Annotated in this window: 14 protein-coding genes; 9 read left to right on the forward strand and 5 right to left on the reverse strand. The window is 68.6% G+C overall.

Annotated features, from left to right (window positions below; translation table 11 throughout):
* The first annotated feature begins 298 nt into the window (after positions 1–298).
* A complete protein-coding gene (locus J2126_RS24560) occupies positions 299–2,131 on the forward strand; it encodes an extracellular solute-binding protein (protein WP_432445347.1) in 1,833 nt (610 codons plus the stop codon).
* 5 nt (positions 2,132–2,136) lie between these two features.
* Here the strand turns inward: J2126_RS24560 and J2126_RS24565 are convergent, their stop codons facing one another.
* A complete protein-coding gene (locus tag J2126_RS24565) occupies positions 2,137–2,625 on the reverse strand; it encodes a hypothetical protein (RefSeq protein WP_209489541.1) in 489 nt (162 codons plus the stop codon).
* Between the two features lie 629 nt (positions 2,626–3,254).
* Here J2126_RS24565 and J2126_RS24570 point away from each other — a divergent pair.
* The gene (locus tag J2126_RS24570; RefSeq protein WP_209489543.1) at positions 3,255–3,950 is read left to right on the forward strand and encodes an SH3 domain-containing protein; all 696 of its coding nucleotides are present in this window, start codon (positions 3,255–3,257) and stop codon (positions 3,948–3,950) included.
* Here J2126_RS24570 and J2126_RS24575 read toward each other — a convergent pair.
* The 3 genes from J2126_RS24575 to J2126_RS24585 all read right to left on the reverse strand — a co-directional run bounded on the left by J2126_RS24575 (position 3,926) and on the right by J2126_RS24585 (position 6,096).
* Positions 3,926–4,357 (reverse strand): type II toxin-antitoxin system HicB family antitoxin, encoded by a 432-nt coding sequence (locus tag J2126_RS24575; protein ID WP_209489545.1) that lies wholly within the window; start codon positions 4,355–4,357, stop codon positions 3,926–3,928. The genes J2126_RS24570 and J2126_RS24575 overlap by 25 nt on opposite strands.
* Before the next feature lie 86 nt (positions 4,358–4,443).
* A complete protein-coding gene (locus tag J2126_RS24580; protein WP_209489547.1) occupies positions 4,444–5,745 on the reverse strand; it encodes a DNA polymerase IV in 1,302 nt (433 codons plus the stop codon).
* A 24-nt stretch (positions 5,746–5,769) separates the two neighbouring features.
* Positions 5,770–6,096, reverse strand: a complete 327-nt coding sequence (locus J2126_RS24585) for a DUF3572 domain-containing protein (RefSeq protein WP_209489549.1) — start codon at positions 6,094–6,096, stop codon at positions 5,770–5,772.
* Positions 6,097–6,208: 112 nt separating this feature from the next.
* On the opposite strand from J2126_RS24585, the gene J2126_RS24590 reads away from it, so the two are divergent.
* The 5 genes from J2126_RS24590 to J2126_RS24610 all read left to right on the forward strand — a co-directional run bounded on the left by J2126_RS24590 (position 6,209) and on the right by J2126_RS24610 (position 10,075).
* The gene (locus J2126_RS24590; RefSeq protein WP_024279231.1) at positions 6,209–6,577 is read left to right on the forward strand and encodes a response regulator; all 369 of its coding nucleotides are present in this window, start codon (positions 6,209–6,211) and stop codon (positions 6,575–6,577) included.
* Positions 6,578–6,894: 317 nt separating this feature from the next.
* A complete protein-coding gene (locus J2126_RS24595) occupies positions 6,895–7,434 on the forward strand; it encodes an RDD family protein (RefSeq protein ID WP_209489551.1) in 540 nt (179 codons plus the stop codon).
* A gap of 79 nt (positions 7,435–7,513) precedes the next feature.
* Positions 7,514–8,263: an arginyltransferase gene (locus tag J2126_RS24600; RefSeq protein ID WP_209489553.1), complete on the forward strand. Its 750-nt coding sequence runs from the start codon at positions 7,514–7,516 to the stop codon at positions 8,261–8,263.
* 33 nt (positions 8,264–8,296) lie between these two features.
* A complete protein-coding gene (locus J2126_RS24605; RefSeq protein ID WP_209489555.1) occupies positions 8,297–8,968 on the forward strand; it encodes a MarC family protein in 672 nt (223 codons plus the stop codon).
* A gap of 69 nt (positions 8,969–9,037) precedes the next feature.
* Positions 9,038–10,075 (forward strand): 3-hydroxyacyl-CoA dehydrogenase NAD-binding domain-containing protein, encoded by a 1,038-nt coding sequence (locus J2126_RS24610; protein WP_209489557.1) that lies wholly within the window; start codon positions 9,038–9,040, stop codon positions 10,073–10,075.
* A gap of 116 nt (positions 10,076–10,191) precedes the next feature.
* On the opposite strand, the gene eno is transcribed toward J2126_RS24610, so the two are convergent.
* Entirely contained in the window at positions 10,192–11,475 is a 1,284-nt protein-coding gene (gene eno, locus J2126_RS24615) for a phosphopyruvate hydratase (RefSeq protein WP_209489559.1), read from the reverse strand.
* A 271-nt stretch (positions 11,476–11,746) separates the two neighbouring features.
* Here eno and queF point away from each other — a divergent pair, with 271 nt between their 5' ends.
* Together queF and J2126_RS24625 are read left to right on the forward strand one after the other, a co-directional pair.
* A complete protein-coding gene (gene queF, locus J2126_RS24620) occupies positions 11,747–12,199 on the forward strand; it encodes a preQ(1) synthase (protein ID WP_209489561.1) in 453 nt (150 codons plus the stop codon).
* 100 nt (positions 12,200–12,299) lie between these two features.
* Positions 12,300–13,310, forward strand: a complete 1,011-nt coding sequence (locus tag J2126_RS24625; protein ID WP_209489563.1) for a DUF1835 domain-containing protein — start codon at positions 12,300–12,302, stop codon at positions 13,308–13,310.
* Positions 13,311–13,325 lie beyond the last annotated feature (15 nt).

Here is a 13,325-nt window from a genome sequence, read left to right on the forward strand (position 1 = left end):
CTGCCGCCGGGCTCCCGCATGCGCAGGCGCACGCGCACGCCGGAGCAGCCCGCGCCCCCTCTCGGACACCGGCTCTCTCCTGCCCAATTGAGGCGAGAAGGTGACAAACCGGTCGTCATCTTCACATCTGGCGGCAGGCGCTAGATTGCGGAGGATTGCGGCCAACTGACGGCGCCCCCTGCAACCTGCGGCAAATGCTTACCGGACGCCGCGCGTGGGTGTCTGATTATGGCATACGAATCAAGACCCCGTCTTTGCTATGCTTGGCCTTGCGGGGGCAAAGGTGCGTCGGAGGGCCATGATGACCGGCTGCGGAACAGCCCTGCGCGCGACGGGGACGGCTTGCCTTCTCGCCGTCGCCATTCTGCTGGCGCCCGGAGGCGACCGAGCCGCGGCCCAACCGCTTGACAAGGCCGCGGCCATCGCGATGCGCGGGGCGCCCGCGTTGCCGCCCGGCTTCACGTCGCTCGCCTATGCCAATCCCGATGCGCCCAAGGGGGGACGGCTGACGCTCTCCCTGCTCGGCACCTTCGACAGCCTCAATCCCTTCATCGTGAAGGGCACCTCGCCCGCCGTCCTGCGCGGCATGGTGACCGAAAGCCTGATGGCGCGTTCGCTGGACGAGCCCTTCACGCTCTACCCGCTGCTCGCGCGTGCCGTCTCCACCGACGAGACGCGCTCCTTCGTCGAGTTCACCCTCGATCCGGCCGCCCGCTTCTCGGACGGCAGCGCGCTGACCAGCGCCGACGTGCTGTTTTCGTTCTCCCTCATGCGCGATATGGGCCGGCCCAATCACCGGCTCTATTACGGCAAGGTCACCAAGGCCGAGGCGCCGGACGCCCATACCGTGCGCTTCACCTTCGCCGAGCCGGACCCCGAGCTGCCCCTCATCATGGGGCTGATGCCCGTCTTCAGCGCGCAGGGGATCGACCGCACGCGGTTCGAGGAGACGACGCTCACCCCGCTCCTCGGCTCCGGCCCCTACAAAGTGAGCCAGCTAAACGCCGGTGCTTCCCTCACGCTGGAGCGCAATCCGGACTATTGGGGGCGGAACGTCGCCTTCAATCGCGGCCTCTACAATTTCGACCGCCTGGATTTCGTCTACTTCCGCGATGCGAACAGCGAGTTCGAGGCGTTCCGCAAGGGCCTCATCGACGCCCGCTTCGAGACCGATCCCGGACGCTGGGAGACAGCCTACGATTTTCCCGCCGTCCGGTCCGGCGAGGTGGTGAGGGAAACCATTCCCACAGGCATTCCCAAGCCCTACTCGGCCTTCGTCTTCAATACGCGGCGCCCGCCGCTGGACGACATCCGGGTGCGGCGCGCGCTGATCGAGCTGTTCGATTTCGAATGGCTGGACCGCAGCTTCTACCATGGCCTCTACCGGCGCACCGGCAGCTTCTTCGAGGGCTCGGTCCTCTCCAGCATTGGGCGGCCGGCGGATGGGCTGGAGCGCAAGCTGCTCGCCCCTTTCCCCGGCTCGGTCGTGCCGGACGTGCTCGCGGGCACCTATCGGCCCCCGGTGTCCGACGGATCGGGCCGCGACCGCACCCACCTCAAGGCCGCGCTCGATCTGCTGGAGCAGTCCGGCTTCGTGCTGCGCAAGGGCGCTCTGGTGAATGCTGCAAGCGGCCGGCCACTGGCGCTGGAGCTGATGGTGGTGACGCGGGACCAGGAGCGCCTCGCGCTCGCCTGGCAGGCGCAGCTGAAGCGGGCAGGCATCACGCTCAACGTGCGCTACGTGGATGCGGTGCAGTTCGACACCCGGCGGCAGGCCTACGATTTCGACCTCATGCCCTATGCATGGTCGCAATCCCTCTCGCCCGGCAACGAGCAGGCCTTCTATTTCGGCGCGGCCGCCGCCGACACGCCGGGCAGCCGCAACTATATGGGCGCGAAGGCGCCGGCCATCGACGCCACCATCGCCGCCCTCATCGCAGCGCGGGACGAAGCCGGCTACGTGGCCGCCGCGCGGGCGCTCGACCGGGTGCTCATCTCGGGCGCCTATGCGGTGCCGCTGTTCCACACGCCGGGGCAGTGGCTTGCGCGCTGGACGCATATCGCCCGGCCCGAGCGGGCCTCGCTTTACGGCACCCTGCCGGAAACCTGGTGGCGCGTGCCAGGCAAGTGAGCCTTTCAGGCGGGCACCATCCCTGGCCGGGCGCGGACCGCGCGAACCCCGGCAAGGACGAAGGCGAGGAGCACGATGCCCTGTGCGATGGCGAACGGCGGCTCGGACTGGGTCGGCGCCAGGGCGGCAAAGGCCGGCACCTTGGCGAAGGCCTGCGCGACCGCGACGAACACGAGAAAATAGAGGCTGGCCACGGCGGAGCCGACATAGACCGCGCGCCACAGGCCCACAAGGCCGGCGCCATAGAGCGCATAGGCCGCCACGGCCAACACCACGAGGGCGATCCCGCCCACCACATGGGATGGCTTCACGCCGAAGAACGGAAACAGGAAGCCTGTCGCGCTCGCGAGAAAGGCCAAGGCCAGAAACGCAGCGGTGAGCCCGGCGCCCGCGCGCTCGCCCCGCATCAACGCCAGGACCACGGGTATGCCGATGACGATGGCCAGAATACTGATCCAGGTGTGTAACCCAGTGAGCGTGGTCGGATCGAACATGGCTGCCCCTTTGCTGTGCGGCAGCGATGATGCGCTATTCTCAAGCCTCCTGCACGCAAGCCGTGTGGGCGGAAAACCAGATTTGGCGCGGCTTCGGAACTCCTAAAAACATCCGGCTTGGGCTGGACAGGCCCACCGCAACGCAGCAGGTTATGCCGCAAGGGCAAATAACGGCCGCAATTGCCGACGAAGCTCCATTGCTCCGATTGCGGTAGTAGCTTGCGGCAAAACTTCGTCCGCTGTACTTGGTGGCGAATAGAGAATGTCGTGAGGTTGCACGCCGAACGGCGCCCAATGCGCGGGCACTGGCCGCGAATGCCAGAATGCGCGGTAAACACGGGGAGTTCGGCACGGACCATCGGTCAGGGGATGGTCATCCGTGAGTGTCTTCAACGCCGGTCCCTCGCCAGTCTGGCCGGGGACTTCGTTGGGAGGTGAATGCGATGGCTCGCCGTGAAATGGCTCGCCTTGGACTTGCGGCAGGCAGCCGCTCTGAATTCGAGGCCACCCGGCCAGAATACCCGCTTCGATACCGCTCCGAGTCCGCGCAGCCCCAGCGCCCGACCGTTCCATCCCGCATCGGCGCCGGAAGCCGGCCCCGCCGAAATTCAAAGCGCAGCGACGGCCTCATGCTGTGGCGGGTTCTGGGCATATCGGCTGCCACGCTCATCCTCGGCATGGGTGGTTTGCTGGCTTACAATCTCGTCACCCCCCCTGCCCCGGCCGGCGCCGCCAAGCCCATCCAGGCCGCAGCCGCCACACCGTCGCCCCCGGCATCCTCGCAGACACCCGCCCTTTCAGCGCCAGCGGCTCCGGCCCCAAGCGCCACGGCGAAACTGGCGCAGACGACCCCGCCACGGCGCATCGCCGAGGCGGGACATGGCCAGTCGGCGCTGAAGGTCGCCTCGCTCCTCGGCGGCGGTGGCGAGACGGTAGCCCTGCCCATTCCCGAGGCCGGCCCGACCCCCGCCGATTTTTCCCGTCCCGCCTTTCTTGAGCCGTTGGACGATGCAGACGCCGCCGCCACGGCAGCCAGGGGCGAAGCCGTGCCAGAGACGAAGCCCGCTGCCGAAGCCGCCCCGCTGCCGGCGCCCCGCCCCGTCAAGATGGCATCGGCCGACGCGGCGGCTTCAGACGCAGACGCGGCTGAAACCGCTCGCATCCGGTCAGCGGTAACGATGCGCTCCGGGCCGCGCCGGTCGGCGTCGCCCATCGGCACGCTGGAGGCCGGCACCAAGGTGAAGCTCTATTCGTGCAAAAGCTGGTGCGAGGTTTCCACCGGCGACAAGCGCGGCTGGGTCTACAAGTCGTCCGTGGATCGCTGAACGGGCGCCCCGTCCGTTTTCTCCCGGGCCACGGCCCTTGCCTGGTCGGTGGGCACTTCCGCCGGCGACACCCGCCCGCTGCGGGGAACCTGCCCTTCCGCCGAAGCTCCATCGCCCGGCACTTGTTGACCGGCGTCCGCCTGCGTTGAAGCGGCCCGGAGCGGCAGCGGGACGAGGACGGCAATGCCTCGTCCCATCCAGTCGGGCTGTGCCGCGTCCAGCATCTGTGTGTTCGCGGCGGCGGGAAAGTCGGCGTTGCGCTCCGCAAGCTCCGCCGCCACCACTTCGGCGGCGTGGGCCACGGCTGTCGCCAGCGTCTCGCCATCCGCCTGAAGCCCGGGGAATTCCGGAAAGCTCAGCCGAAAGCCGCCCGCTTCTTCCCGGATAATACCGATCACATGGTTCATGGCGCGTCCTCCTCGGGAGGTAAGCGCGGGGGCTGCTTCCGCGTTCCGTCTCGCAGCCAGCGGAGCCCGCCGCGAGATATGAGCCTTCACCTTTTCCTGTCGCGCCGGTCGGTGGTGGCATCAAGCAGGATGCCGCGCGAGACGGCGGCGCGGCCGAACTTGGCGCGCAGTGCGTCCATGGCGGTCTCGGTGGCCTTGAGGCGCTGGCTGGTGGTGTCCACGAGGTCGGCGGGGTCAGCATCTTCGATGGGGCCGAGGTCAGACACGCCGACGCCGATCAGCCGGAAGAGCGTGCCATCCGCCTCCTTCACCAGAAGCTCATGGGCCGCCGCGTTGATGCGGGCGGCAAGGCAGGTCGAGGCCTCCAGCGTGCGCGAGCGGGTGCGCAGGCGGAAATCAGCGCTCTTCAGCTTCAGCGTGACCGACCGCCCGGCGATGCCGGCGCGCTTGAGGCGGTCGCTCACTTCCTCGGAAAGCGCATAGAGCGTCTGCTCCAGCGGGCGCAGGGCGCCGATATCGCGCTCGAATGTGGTTTCGGCGGACACGCTCTTCGCCTCCCGCTCCGGCTCCACCTTGCGCGTGTCTAGGCCGAAGGCGAGGCGCGAGAGCCGCAGGCCCTCCGCACCGTAGCGGCGGGCGAGGTCGGCCGGTTCGGCGCGCTGCAGGTCGCCGATGGTGGAAAAGCCATCCCGCGCCAGCTTGCCGCCGAAGGCTGCCCCCACCCCCCAGATGAAGGTGACGGGGCGCGGCGCCAGAAATTCGGCCGCCTCGCTCTGGCCGATCACCGAGAAGCCGCGCGGCTTGTCGAGGTCCGAGGCGATCTTGGCGAGGAATTTGTTGGCCGCGAGCCCCACCGAGACGGTGATGCCCACCTCACGCTCCACATCGCGGGCGAAGCGCGCAAGGGTGCGCGCGGGGCTGGCCCGATGCAGGGCCTCGGTGCCCGAGAGATCGAGGAAGGCCTCGTCGATGGAGAGCGGCTCCACCAGCGGGGTCAGCGCCTTCATGCGGGCGCGGACCTCGCGGCCGACCTTCACGTATTTCTCCATGTTGGGTTTCAGCACCACCGCATCCGGGCACAGGGCCAGCGCCTTGAACATGGGCATGGCGGAGCGCACGCCGTGGATGCGGGCGATGTAGCAGGCGGTGGAGACCACCCCGCGCTTGCCGCCGCCGATGATGAGCGGCACATGGGCGAGGTCCGGATTGTCCCGCTTTTCCACCGCCGCATAGAAGGCGTCGCAATCCACATGGGCGACGCTGAGGCTATGCAACTCGCCATGGCGCACCACCCGCGGGCTGCCGCACGCAGGGCACCGCGCACCCCGCGGCCCGTCCAGCGCGGGAACGTCCGAGAGGCAGTCGCGGCAGAGGCCGGGCGCGGTCATGGCTTCAGAAGGCGGTGCCGCCGGCTACATGGGACGCCGGACGATCGCGTCCGGATCGACGGGCGGCGACAGGATCTCGTGGGCAGCAACCACATGGCGCGGATCGAGGCCCTTGTCGGCAGCGAAGGCAAGGAGAAGGGGCTCGTCCGCCAACACGAAGGCGAGCACGCCCGCGCCGAAATCGCGCCGGCTCGCAGCCTCGCGCAGGCTGGCGGGGGTGAGGCCGGTCTCGGCAAGGAATCGGACGAGGCGCTCGCCATCGGCGGCGATGAAGGAAAGGGCGGATACCGCCACCTCCTGGGCCGCATCACGCTGGGCCTTGAGGCCCCTTGGTTTGTCCTGAATGGGCATTTGCGCTTCCGCAAGGATTGGGGTCTAGCTGTCGGCGGCATTCCAGCACGTTCGCCGCGTGCTGCGAAGGGTGGCAGGATGCGGCGAAGTCGGGCCGGGTTCGGGGGACGCGATGACCAAGACGGTGATGATCGTGGAGGACAACGAGCTCAACATGAAGCTCTTCCACGACCTCCTGGAGGCGCACGGCTATCGCACGGTGGAGACGCGCTCCGGCGTCGAGGCGGTGGAGCTCGCCCGCGCCAACCGGCCGGACCTCATCATCATGGACATCCAGCTGCCGGAGATTTCCGGCCTCGATGTCACCCGCAAGCTGAAGGCTGACCCCGAGCTGCGCGCCATTCCGGTGGTGGCCGTCACCGCCTTCGCCATGAAGGGCGACGAGGAGCGCATCCGCGCCGGCGGGTGCGAGGCCTATCTGTCCAAGCCCATCTCGGTGGCACGCTTCCTCGAGACGGTGCGCCAGTACACGGGCGGATGAGGTGGGGACGGACGAATCACCGCCTTTTCCTTTCGCCCCGTTGTGCTAGTCTTCGTGGCTTCCAGATGCGAGGCGAAAGGTGCGTGCCCGGCGGTGCCGGCTCCAATGCCCTTTCGCTGCCAGACAACCCTACGGAGTGCTCAGGTCCGCCGCATCTCCTGGGTCCGTGGGGTTTGGCCGGTGGGTGAGCGTCGCGGGAGGCCTCCCCGCCCGCTCCCCGCCGGCCAGCCTACCCGCCCATTTCTGTCTCCCTGCCGGCTCCTCTTGCGTCGCCCGCGCTTCGACACCACGTTTCGTGCTGAAGGAGTTGCACTGCCATGAGCTACACCGGCGACACGTCCCGCGAGCCTGCCGACACCGATATCGCCTATCGGCCGCATGCGTTTGATCCGGCGACGCAGCCGGAGCTGTTCGAGGGCGTCCTCTCCCGCCGCATCATCGCCTTTCTGGTGGATGCGCTGATGGTGATCGGGCCGGTGGTGCTGTTCGGCGTCTTCGTGTTCGTGTTCGGCATCGTCACGCTGGGCCTCGGCTGGCTGCTGTTCTGGCTGATCGGGCCGGTCTTCATCCTGTGGGCGATCGCCTATTACGGCCTCACCCTCGGCGCGCCGGCCTCGGCGACGCTGGGCATGCGACTCATGGAGATCGAGGTGCGCACCTGGTACGGCGCGCCCTGCTACGGCCTGCTCGGCGCGGTGCGGGCGGTGTGCTTCTGGGTGTCGGTCTCGGTGCTCACCCCGTTCGTGCTGCTGGTGGGGCTGTTCAACGACCGGCGCCGGCTGCTGCACGATTATCTGTGCGGGACCGTGGTCATCAACAGCCTCGAACGGGCCGACGCTTTGCGCCGCAACCGCTGAAATTTCACACGCCCGACGACTGCGCCTTTGACGGGCCTCGATGCAGGCGCGATGATCCCGCTTCAGAGGCCAGATCCCCGTGAGTGAGCACCCCCGCGACACACCCCAATTCTATCTGACGGCGCCCTCCCCCTGCCCCTATCTTCCGGGCAGGGAGGAGCGCAAGGTGTTCACCCACCTGGTCGGCGACCGCGCGGCCGCGCTCAACGACGTACTGACGCAGGGCGGGTTCCGCCGCAGCCAGTCCATCGCCTACCGCCCCGCCTGCGAGGGCTGCAAGGCGTGCGTTTCGGTGCGCATCTGCGTCGCGGATTTCAAGGAGAGCCGCAGCCTGCGGCGGGTCCAGGCGGCGAATGCCGACATCGTGGGGCAGGTGAAGCCGCCGACCCCCACCTCCGAGCAATACAGCCTCTTCCGCACCTACGTGACCTCCCGCCACGGCACCGGCGGCATGGCGGACATGAGCGTGCTCGACTACGCCATGATGGTGGAGGACACCCACGTCCACACCCGGCTGGTGGAATACCGCAAGCGCGGGCCGGACAGTCGCATCCTTGAGCGCGGCACCGGAGACCTGATGGCGGTGGCCCTCACCGACATCCTCTCCGACGGCCTCTCCATGGTCTATTCCTTCTACAACCCGCTGGCGCAGGACCGCTCGCTGGGCACCTACCTGATCCTCGACCATGTGATGCGGGCGCGGCAGATGGGGCTGCCCTACGTCTATCTCGGCTACTGGGTGCAGGGTTCACGGAAGATGGACTACAAGCGGCGCTTCCTGCCGCAGGAGCGTCTCTCGCCGCAAGGCTGGGAGCGCTTCGAGGACTAGGACCGGGCCACGCGCGCGGCATGGGGGTGCCGGATGCATCTGACCAATGCGGTCAATATCTTCATCACCGTCTTCGCGGCGCTCTTTCCCATCGTCAATCCGCTCGGGACGGCGCCCATCTTCCTCACCTTCGTGCGCCGCTGCTCGCCGCAGGTGCGCGAGCGCGTGGCGCGCAGCGTGGCGATCTACGGCTTCCTGCTGCTGCTCGGGTCGCTGGCCATCGGCGCGCAGATCCTGCTGTTCTTCGGCATCTCGCTCCCCGTTCTGCGCATCGCCGGCGGCATGGTGGTGGCGGTGGTGGGCTGGAACATCCTGCACGAAGACGAGAACGCGACCAGCGTCACCAAGGGCGAGGAGCTGGACGAGGCGCGGGCGCAGGACGAGGCTTTCTATCCCCTCACCTTGCCGCTGACCGTCGGCCCCGGCTCCATCGCCGCGACCGTCGCGCTGGCCGCGGGCCACACGCCGACCTGGAAGACCGACCCGCTCTTCCAGCTCTCCACCGTTCTCGGCGCAGTCGCGGGGCTGCTGGCGGTGGCGCTGACGGTCTATTTCTCCTTCCGCGAGGCCCCGACCCTGGAGCGCGTGCTGGGGAAGACCGGCACCAATGTGCTGGTGCGCCTGTTCGCCTTCATCCTGTTCGCCATCGGCGTGCAGATCATCTGGATGGGTGTCCATGCGCTCATCATGGACCTGCCGCGCTGAGGCCGGACGCCGGACCCGCCCTGATCCTGCTAGAACGGTGCATCTCTCCTGCCGCTCCGGAGTCGCGCCATGTCCCATCTCCATCCCCCCATCCACCGCGTCGCCGTGATCGGAGCCGGGACCATCGGTGCGAGCTGGGCCGCGCTCTTCCTGTCGCGCGGACTGGAGGTGGTGGTGAGCGATCCCGCCCCCGGCGCGCGCGAGGCGACGCAGGCGCTCATTTCCGGCGCCTGGCCGGTGCTCTCGCAGCTCGGCGGCGAAAGCTGGATCGACCCCACCTCGTGGCGCTTCGAGCCGGACCCCGTGGCGGCAGTCGAGGGCGCCGATTTCGTTCAGGAGAACGCGCCCGAGCGCTATGAGGTGAAGCAGAAGCTGTTTCCCGCCCTCGACGCGGTGCTGCCGCCGGAGGTGGTGATCGCCTCCTCCTCCTCCGGCCTGTTGGCGAGCCGCATCTCCGAGGGCTGCCGCCACCGCGAGCGCTGCCTCATCGGCCATCCCTTCAACCCGCCCCATCTTATCCCGCTGGTGGAGGTGGTGGGCGGCGCGCACGCGAGTCGCGACGCCATCGCGCGGGCCATGGCCTTCTACCGCTGGCTCGGCAAGCACCCCATCGAGATCCGCAAGGAAGTGCCCGGTCATGTGGCGAACCGCCTTCAGGCGGCCCTGTGGCGCGAGGCGATCCATCTGGTGGCGGAGGGCGTCGCCTCGGTGGAGGACGTGGACGCTGCCGTCTCAGAGGGGCCGGGCCTGCGCTGGGCGCTCATGGGCCAGCACATGACCTTCCATCTCGGCGGCGGCGCGGGCGGGCTCGGGCACTTCATGCACCACCTGCTGCCGGCGGTGGAGACGTGGTGGGACGACCTCGGCGCCCCGGCCATGACGGAAGAGTTACAGGCCGCTCTCGTGGCCGGCGTGGAGGCCGAGGCCGCCGGCCGCTCCATGACGGAGCTGGCGCAGCGGCGCGACGCGCTGCTCACCCAGATCGTCGCCCTCAAGCACGCCGCCGACGTCCGCGACGAGCAGGCCGAGATCAGCGCCCGGCTGGACGAGGCGCTGGAGGAGAGCTTCCCCGACAGCGACCCCATCGCGGTGCGCGGCGACGATTGAGGGCGCGCATCCCGCCATCGGAACTGAGCGAAAAGAAAGGCCGCCGCGAGCCGGAGCCCGCGGCGGCCTTCGTGTTTCCGTCCTCATCCGCCGCGCGCGAGCGCGGCGCAGAGAGATCAGGCGAGTGACTTGATCGCGGCCTTGCCGGCATAGCGGGCCGAGTCGCCCAGCTCCTGCTCGATGCGCAGCAGCTGGTTGTACTTGGCGGTGCGGTCCGAGCGGGCCAGCGAGCCGGTCTTGATCTGCCCGCAATTGGTCGCCACCGCGAGGTCGGCGATGGTGGAATCCTCGGTCTCGCCCGAGCGGTGGGACATGACGGCGCGATAGCCGGCCTTGTGGGCCATCTCGACCGCATCGAGGGTCTCGGTGAGGGAGCCGATCTGGTTCACCTTGACGAGGATGGCGTTGCCCACGCCGTCCTTGATGCCGCGCGACAGGCGCTCGACATTGGTGACGAACAGGTCGTCGCCCACCAGCTGGCACTTGGAGCCGATGGTGTCGGTGAGCAGCTTCCAGCCGGCCCAGTCGTCCTCGGCCATGCCGTCCTCGATGGTGACGATGGGATAGCCGGCGACGAGCTGGGCCAGGTACTTCACCTGGGCCTCGATGTCGCGCACCTTGCCCTCGCCCTCATAATGATAGGCGCCGTCCTTGAAGAACTCGGTGGAGGCGCAGTCGAGGCCGATGAACACGTCCTCGCCCGGCTTGAAGCCGGCCTTCTCGATGGCGCCCATCACGAAGTCCAGCGCCGCCTCGGCGGAAGCGAGGTTGGGGGCGAAGCCGCCCTCATCGCCCACATTGGTGTTGTGGCCGGCGCTCTTCAGGCCGCTCTTCAGCGTGTGGAAGATCTCCGCGCCCCAGCGCAGGCCTTCCGCGAAGGAGGAGGCGCCGGCGGGCAGGATCATGAATTCCTGGAAGTCGATGGGGTTGTCCGCGTGGGCGCCGCCATTGACGATGTTCATCATCGGCACCGGCAGCACGCGGGCGTTCACGCCGCCCACATAGCGGTAGAGCGACAGGCCGCTCGCCTGGGCGGCAGCCTTGGCCACCGCCAGCGATACGCCGAGAATGGCATTGGCGCCGAGGCGGGCCTTGTTGGGGGTGCCGTCGAGCCCGAGCAGCACCGCGTCGATGTGGGCCTGGTCCTCGGCCTCGTAGCCACCGACGGCGTCGAAGATCTCGCCGTTCACCGCATCCACGGCCTTGGACACGCCCTTGCCGAGATACCGGCTCTTGTCGCCGTCGCGCAGCTCCACCGCCTCATGGGCACCGGTCGAGGCGCCGGAGGGGACCGCAGCGCGGCCGAGGGAGCCGTCTTCCAGCACCACGTCCACCTCGACGGTGGGATTGCCGCGGCTGTCGAGAATCTCGCGGCCGATGATATCGACGATGGCGGTCATGAAGGTTCCTTCCCTTGATATCCCGCGGCGGCGAGCGGCGGCGGCCTGATGGCTGCCATCGGGGCCGTGACGGACCCCCTCACTCTTCAACCTCGCCCGCCCCCGGGAATGGAAGGCGAGGCGCCCTCCAGGCGCCGTGCTTCTAGCGCGAACCTTCGCGGATGCGAAGGGGCTTGATCGCAAACAGGTGATCGGTCGCAAAACCGCCCGACGGCGGTTGAACATTGCCGGCCCGAAAGCTATGCCGCCGATCCATTCCCGAGGAAGCGTGATGACCGACCGCCCGTTGCAGCTCGGCGCCCAGAGCGCCCTGCCCCCGTCGCCCGAGGAGGCGGTGCTCGACCGCGTGCCCAATCCCCACCCCGATGCCGATTACGTGGCGCGCTTCACCTGCCCCGAGTTCACCTCTCTCTGCCCGGTGACGGGACAGCCGGATTTCGCGCATCTCGTCATCGACTACGTGCCGAACCTGCATCTCGTGGAGTCCAAGTCGCTCAAGCTCTATCTCGGCAGCTTCCGCAACCATGGCGCGTTCCACGAGGATTGCACCGTTGCGGTCGGCAAAAGGCTGGTGAGCCTGCTGGAGCCGCGCTTCCTGCGCATCGCCGGCTATTGGTATCCGCGCGGGGGCATTCCCATCGACGTGTTCTGGCAGACCGGAAAGCTGCCCGAGGGCGCCTGGCTGCCCGACACGGGGGTTGCGCCCTATCGCGGTCGCGGGTGAAGCTGGGGCTGACGGTCGCTTGAGACGGCCGCCGGGGGGACGAACGACGCCGCTGCGAGCCGGGGAGCCACGCAGCGCCGGCCAACCCGAGGGCATCAGCATGCCGAAGCTCATCGTGACCAACGGCGACAGCGCGGCCGACCGCCTGCGCGAGGCGGGGATCAAGGGCCACATCATCCCGTGGCGGGACATGCTGCATGACGGGCCGGTCCCCGCCGCCACCAGCCTCGACGACGTGTCGGACGTGCGCGCCGACTTCCTCTCCTCCGCCCTCGGCCTGCCGTTCGACGAGGTGCGGGCCGATTTTGCCCATCGCGACGCGCAGATGGAGGTGCATTCAGCCTATGGCGAGGTGGAGCTGTGGTTCGAGCACGATCTCTACGATCAGCTCCAGCTGATTCAGATCCTCGACTATCTCGCCCATGAGCCCGAGCGTATGGGTGTGAGCCTGGTGCAGGCTTCCCACTATCTCGCCGTGATGGAGCTTGAGGATCTGCGCGCCCTCGAAGCGCAGCGCGCGCCGGTGACCCATCTCCAGATGGAGACCGCCCGGGAGGCGTGGGAAGCCTTCACCGCGCCGACGCCGCGTCCGCTCTCGACGTTCCTCGAACGCCCGCACGAGGCGCTGCCCTACCTCGCGCCCGCCCTCACCCGCCTCGTCTGCGAGCTGCCGGCGCCGGCCAGCGGCCTGTCGCTCACCGAGGAACGGATGCTGCGACATCTCTCCGCCGGGCCGATGAAGGTGGCGCATCTCTATGCATCGGTGCATTCCATGGATCAGGCGCAGTTCCTCGCCGACCTGCCCTTCTTCCTGCGCCTCGACGGGCTCGCCTTCGCTCATGAGCCGCTCATCACCGGGCTGCCCTTCCGCTCCAGCGAGGCCCCGAGCCTCAGCTTCACGCCGGGCGAGGGCAGCGCGGCGGAGCGCAGCTACCGGGCCTATGCCGCCGCCGAGGTGTCCCTGACCCCCGCCGGGGCCGCCGCGCTCAAGGGCGCCTTCGACCACGCGGCCAACAATGCCGTGGAACGCCACCTCGGCGGCACGCGCATCTGCGCCGGCGCCATGTGGCGCTACGACCGGACCGCGGGGCGGCTGGTGCTGCCGAACTGACGGGAGCCGCGCGGC

This window comes from Xanthobacter flavus (genome assembly GCF_017875275.1).
Lineage (GTDB): Bacteria > Pseudomonadota > Alphaproteobacteria > Rhizobiales > Xanthobacteraceae > Xanthobacter > Xanthobacter flavus_A.

What these genes read in the sequence shown, in the direction of transcription:
- J2126_RS24560 (WP_432445347.1), top strand. Translation starts at nt 299, where the DNA reads ATGATGACCGGCTGCGGAACAGCCCTGCGCGCGACGGGGACGGCTTGC.
- J2126_RS24565 (WP_209489541.1), bottom strand. Translation starts at nt 2,625, where the DNA reads ATGTTCGATCCGACCACGCTCACTGGGTTACACACCTGGATCAGTATT.
- J2126_RS24570 (WP_209489543.1), top strand. Translation starts at nt 3,255, where the DNA reads ATGCTGTGGCGGGTTCTGGGCATATCGGCTGCCACGCTCATCCTCGGC.
- J2126_RS24575 (WP_209489545.1), bottom strand. Translation starts at nt 4,357, where the DNA reads ATGAACCATGTGATCGGTATTATCCGGGAAGAAGCGGGCGGCTTTCGG.
- J2126_RS24580 (WP_209489547.1), bottom strand. Translation starts at nt 5,745, where the DNA reads ATGACCGCGCCCGGCCTCTGCCGCGACTGCCTCTCGGACGTTCCCGCG.
- J2126_RS24585 (WP_209489549.1), bottom strand. Translation starts at nt 6,096, where the DNA reads ATGCCCATTCAGGACAAACCAAGGGGCCTCAAGGCCCAGCGTGATGCG.
- J2126_RS24590 (WP_024279231.1), top strand. Translation starts at nt 6,209, where the DNA reads ATGACCAAGACGGTGATGATCGTGGAGGACAACGAGCTCAACATGAAG.
- J2126_RS24595 (WP_209489551.1), top strand. Translation starts at nt 6,895, where the DNA reads ATGAGCTACACCGGCGACACGTCCCGCGAGCCTGCCGACACCGATATC.
- J2126_RS24605 (WP_209489555.1), top strand. Translation starts at nt 8,297, where the DNA reads ATGCATCTGACCAATGCGGTCAATATCTTCATCACCGTCTTCGCGGCG.
- J2126_RS24610 (WP_209489557.1), top strand. Translation starts at nt 9,038, where the DNA reads ATGTCCCATCTCCATCCCCCCATCCACCGCGTCGCCGTGATCGGAGCC.
- eno (WP_209489559.1), bottom strand. Translation starts at nt 11,475, where the DNA reads ATGACCGCCATCGTCGATATCATCGGCCGCGAGATTCTCGACAGCCGC.
- queF (WP_209489561.1), top strand. Translation starts at nt 11,747, where the DNA reads ATGACCGACCGCCCGTTGCAGCTCGGCGCCCAGAGCGCCCTGCCCCCG.
- J2126_RS24625 (WP_209489563.1), top strand. Translation starts at nt 12,300, where the DNA reads ATGCCGAAGCTCATCGTGACCAACGGCGACAGCGCGGCCGACCGCCTG.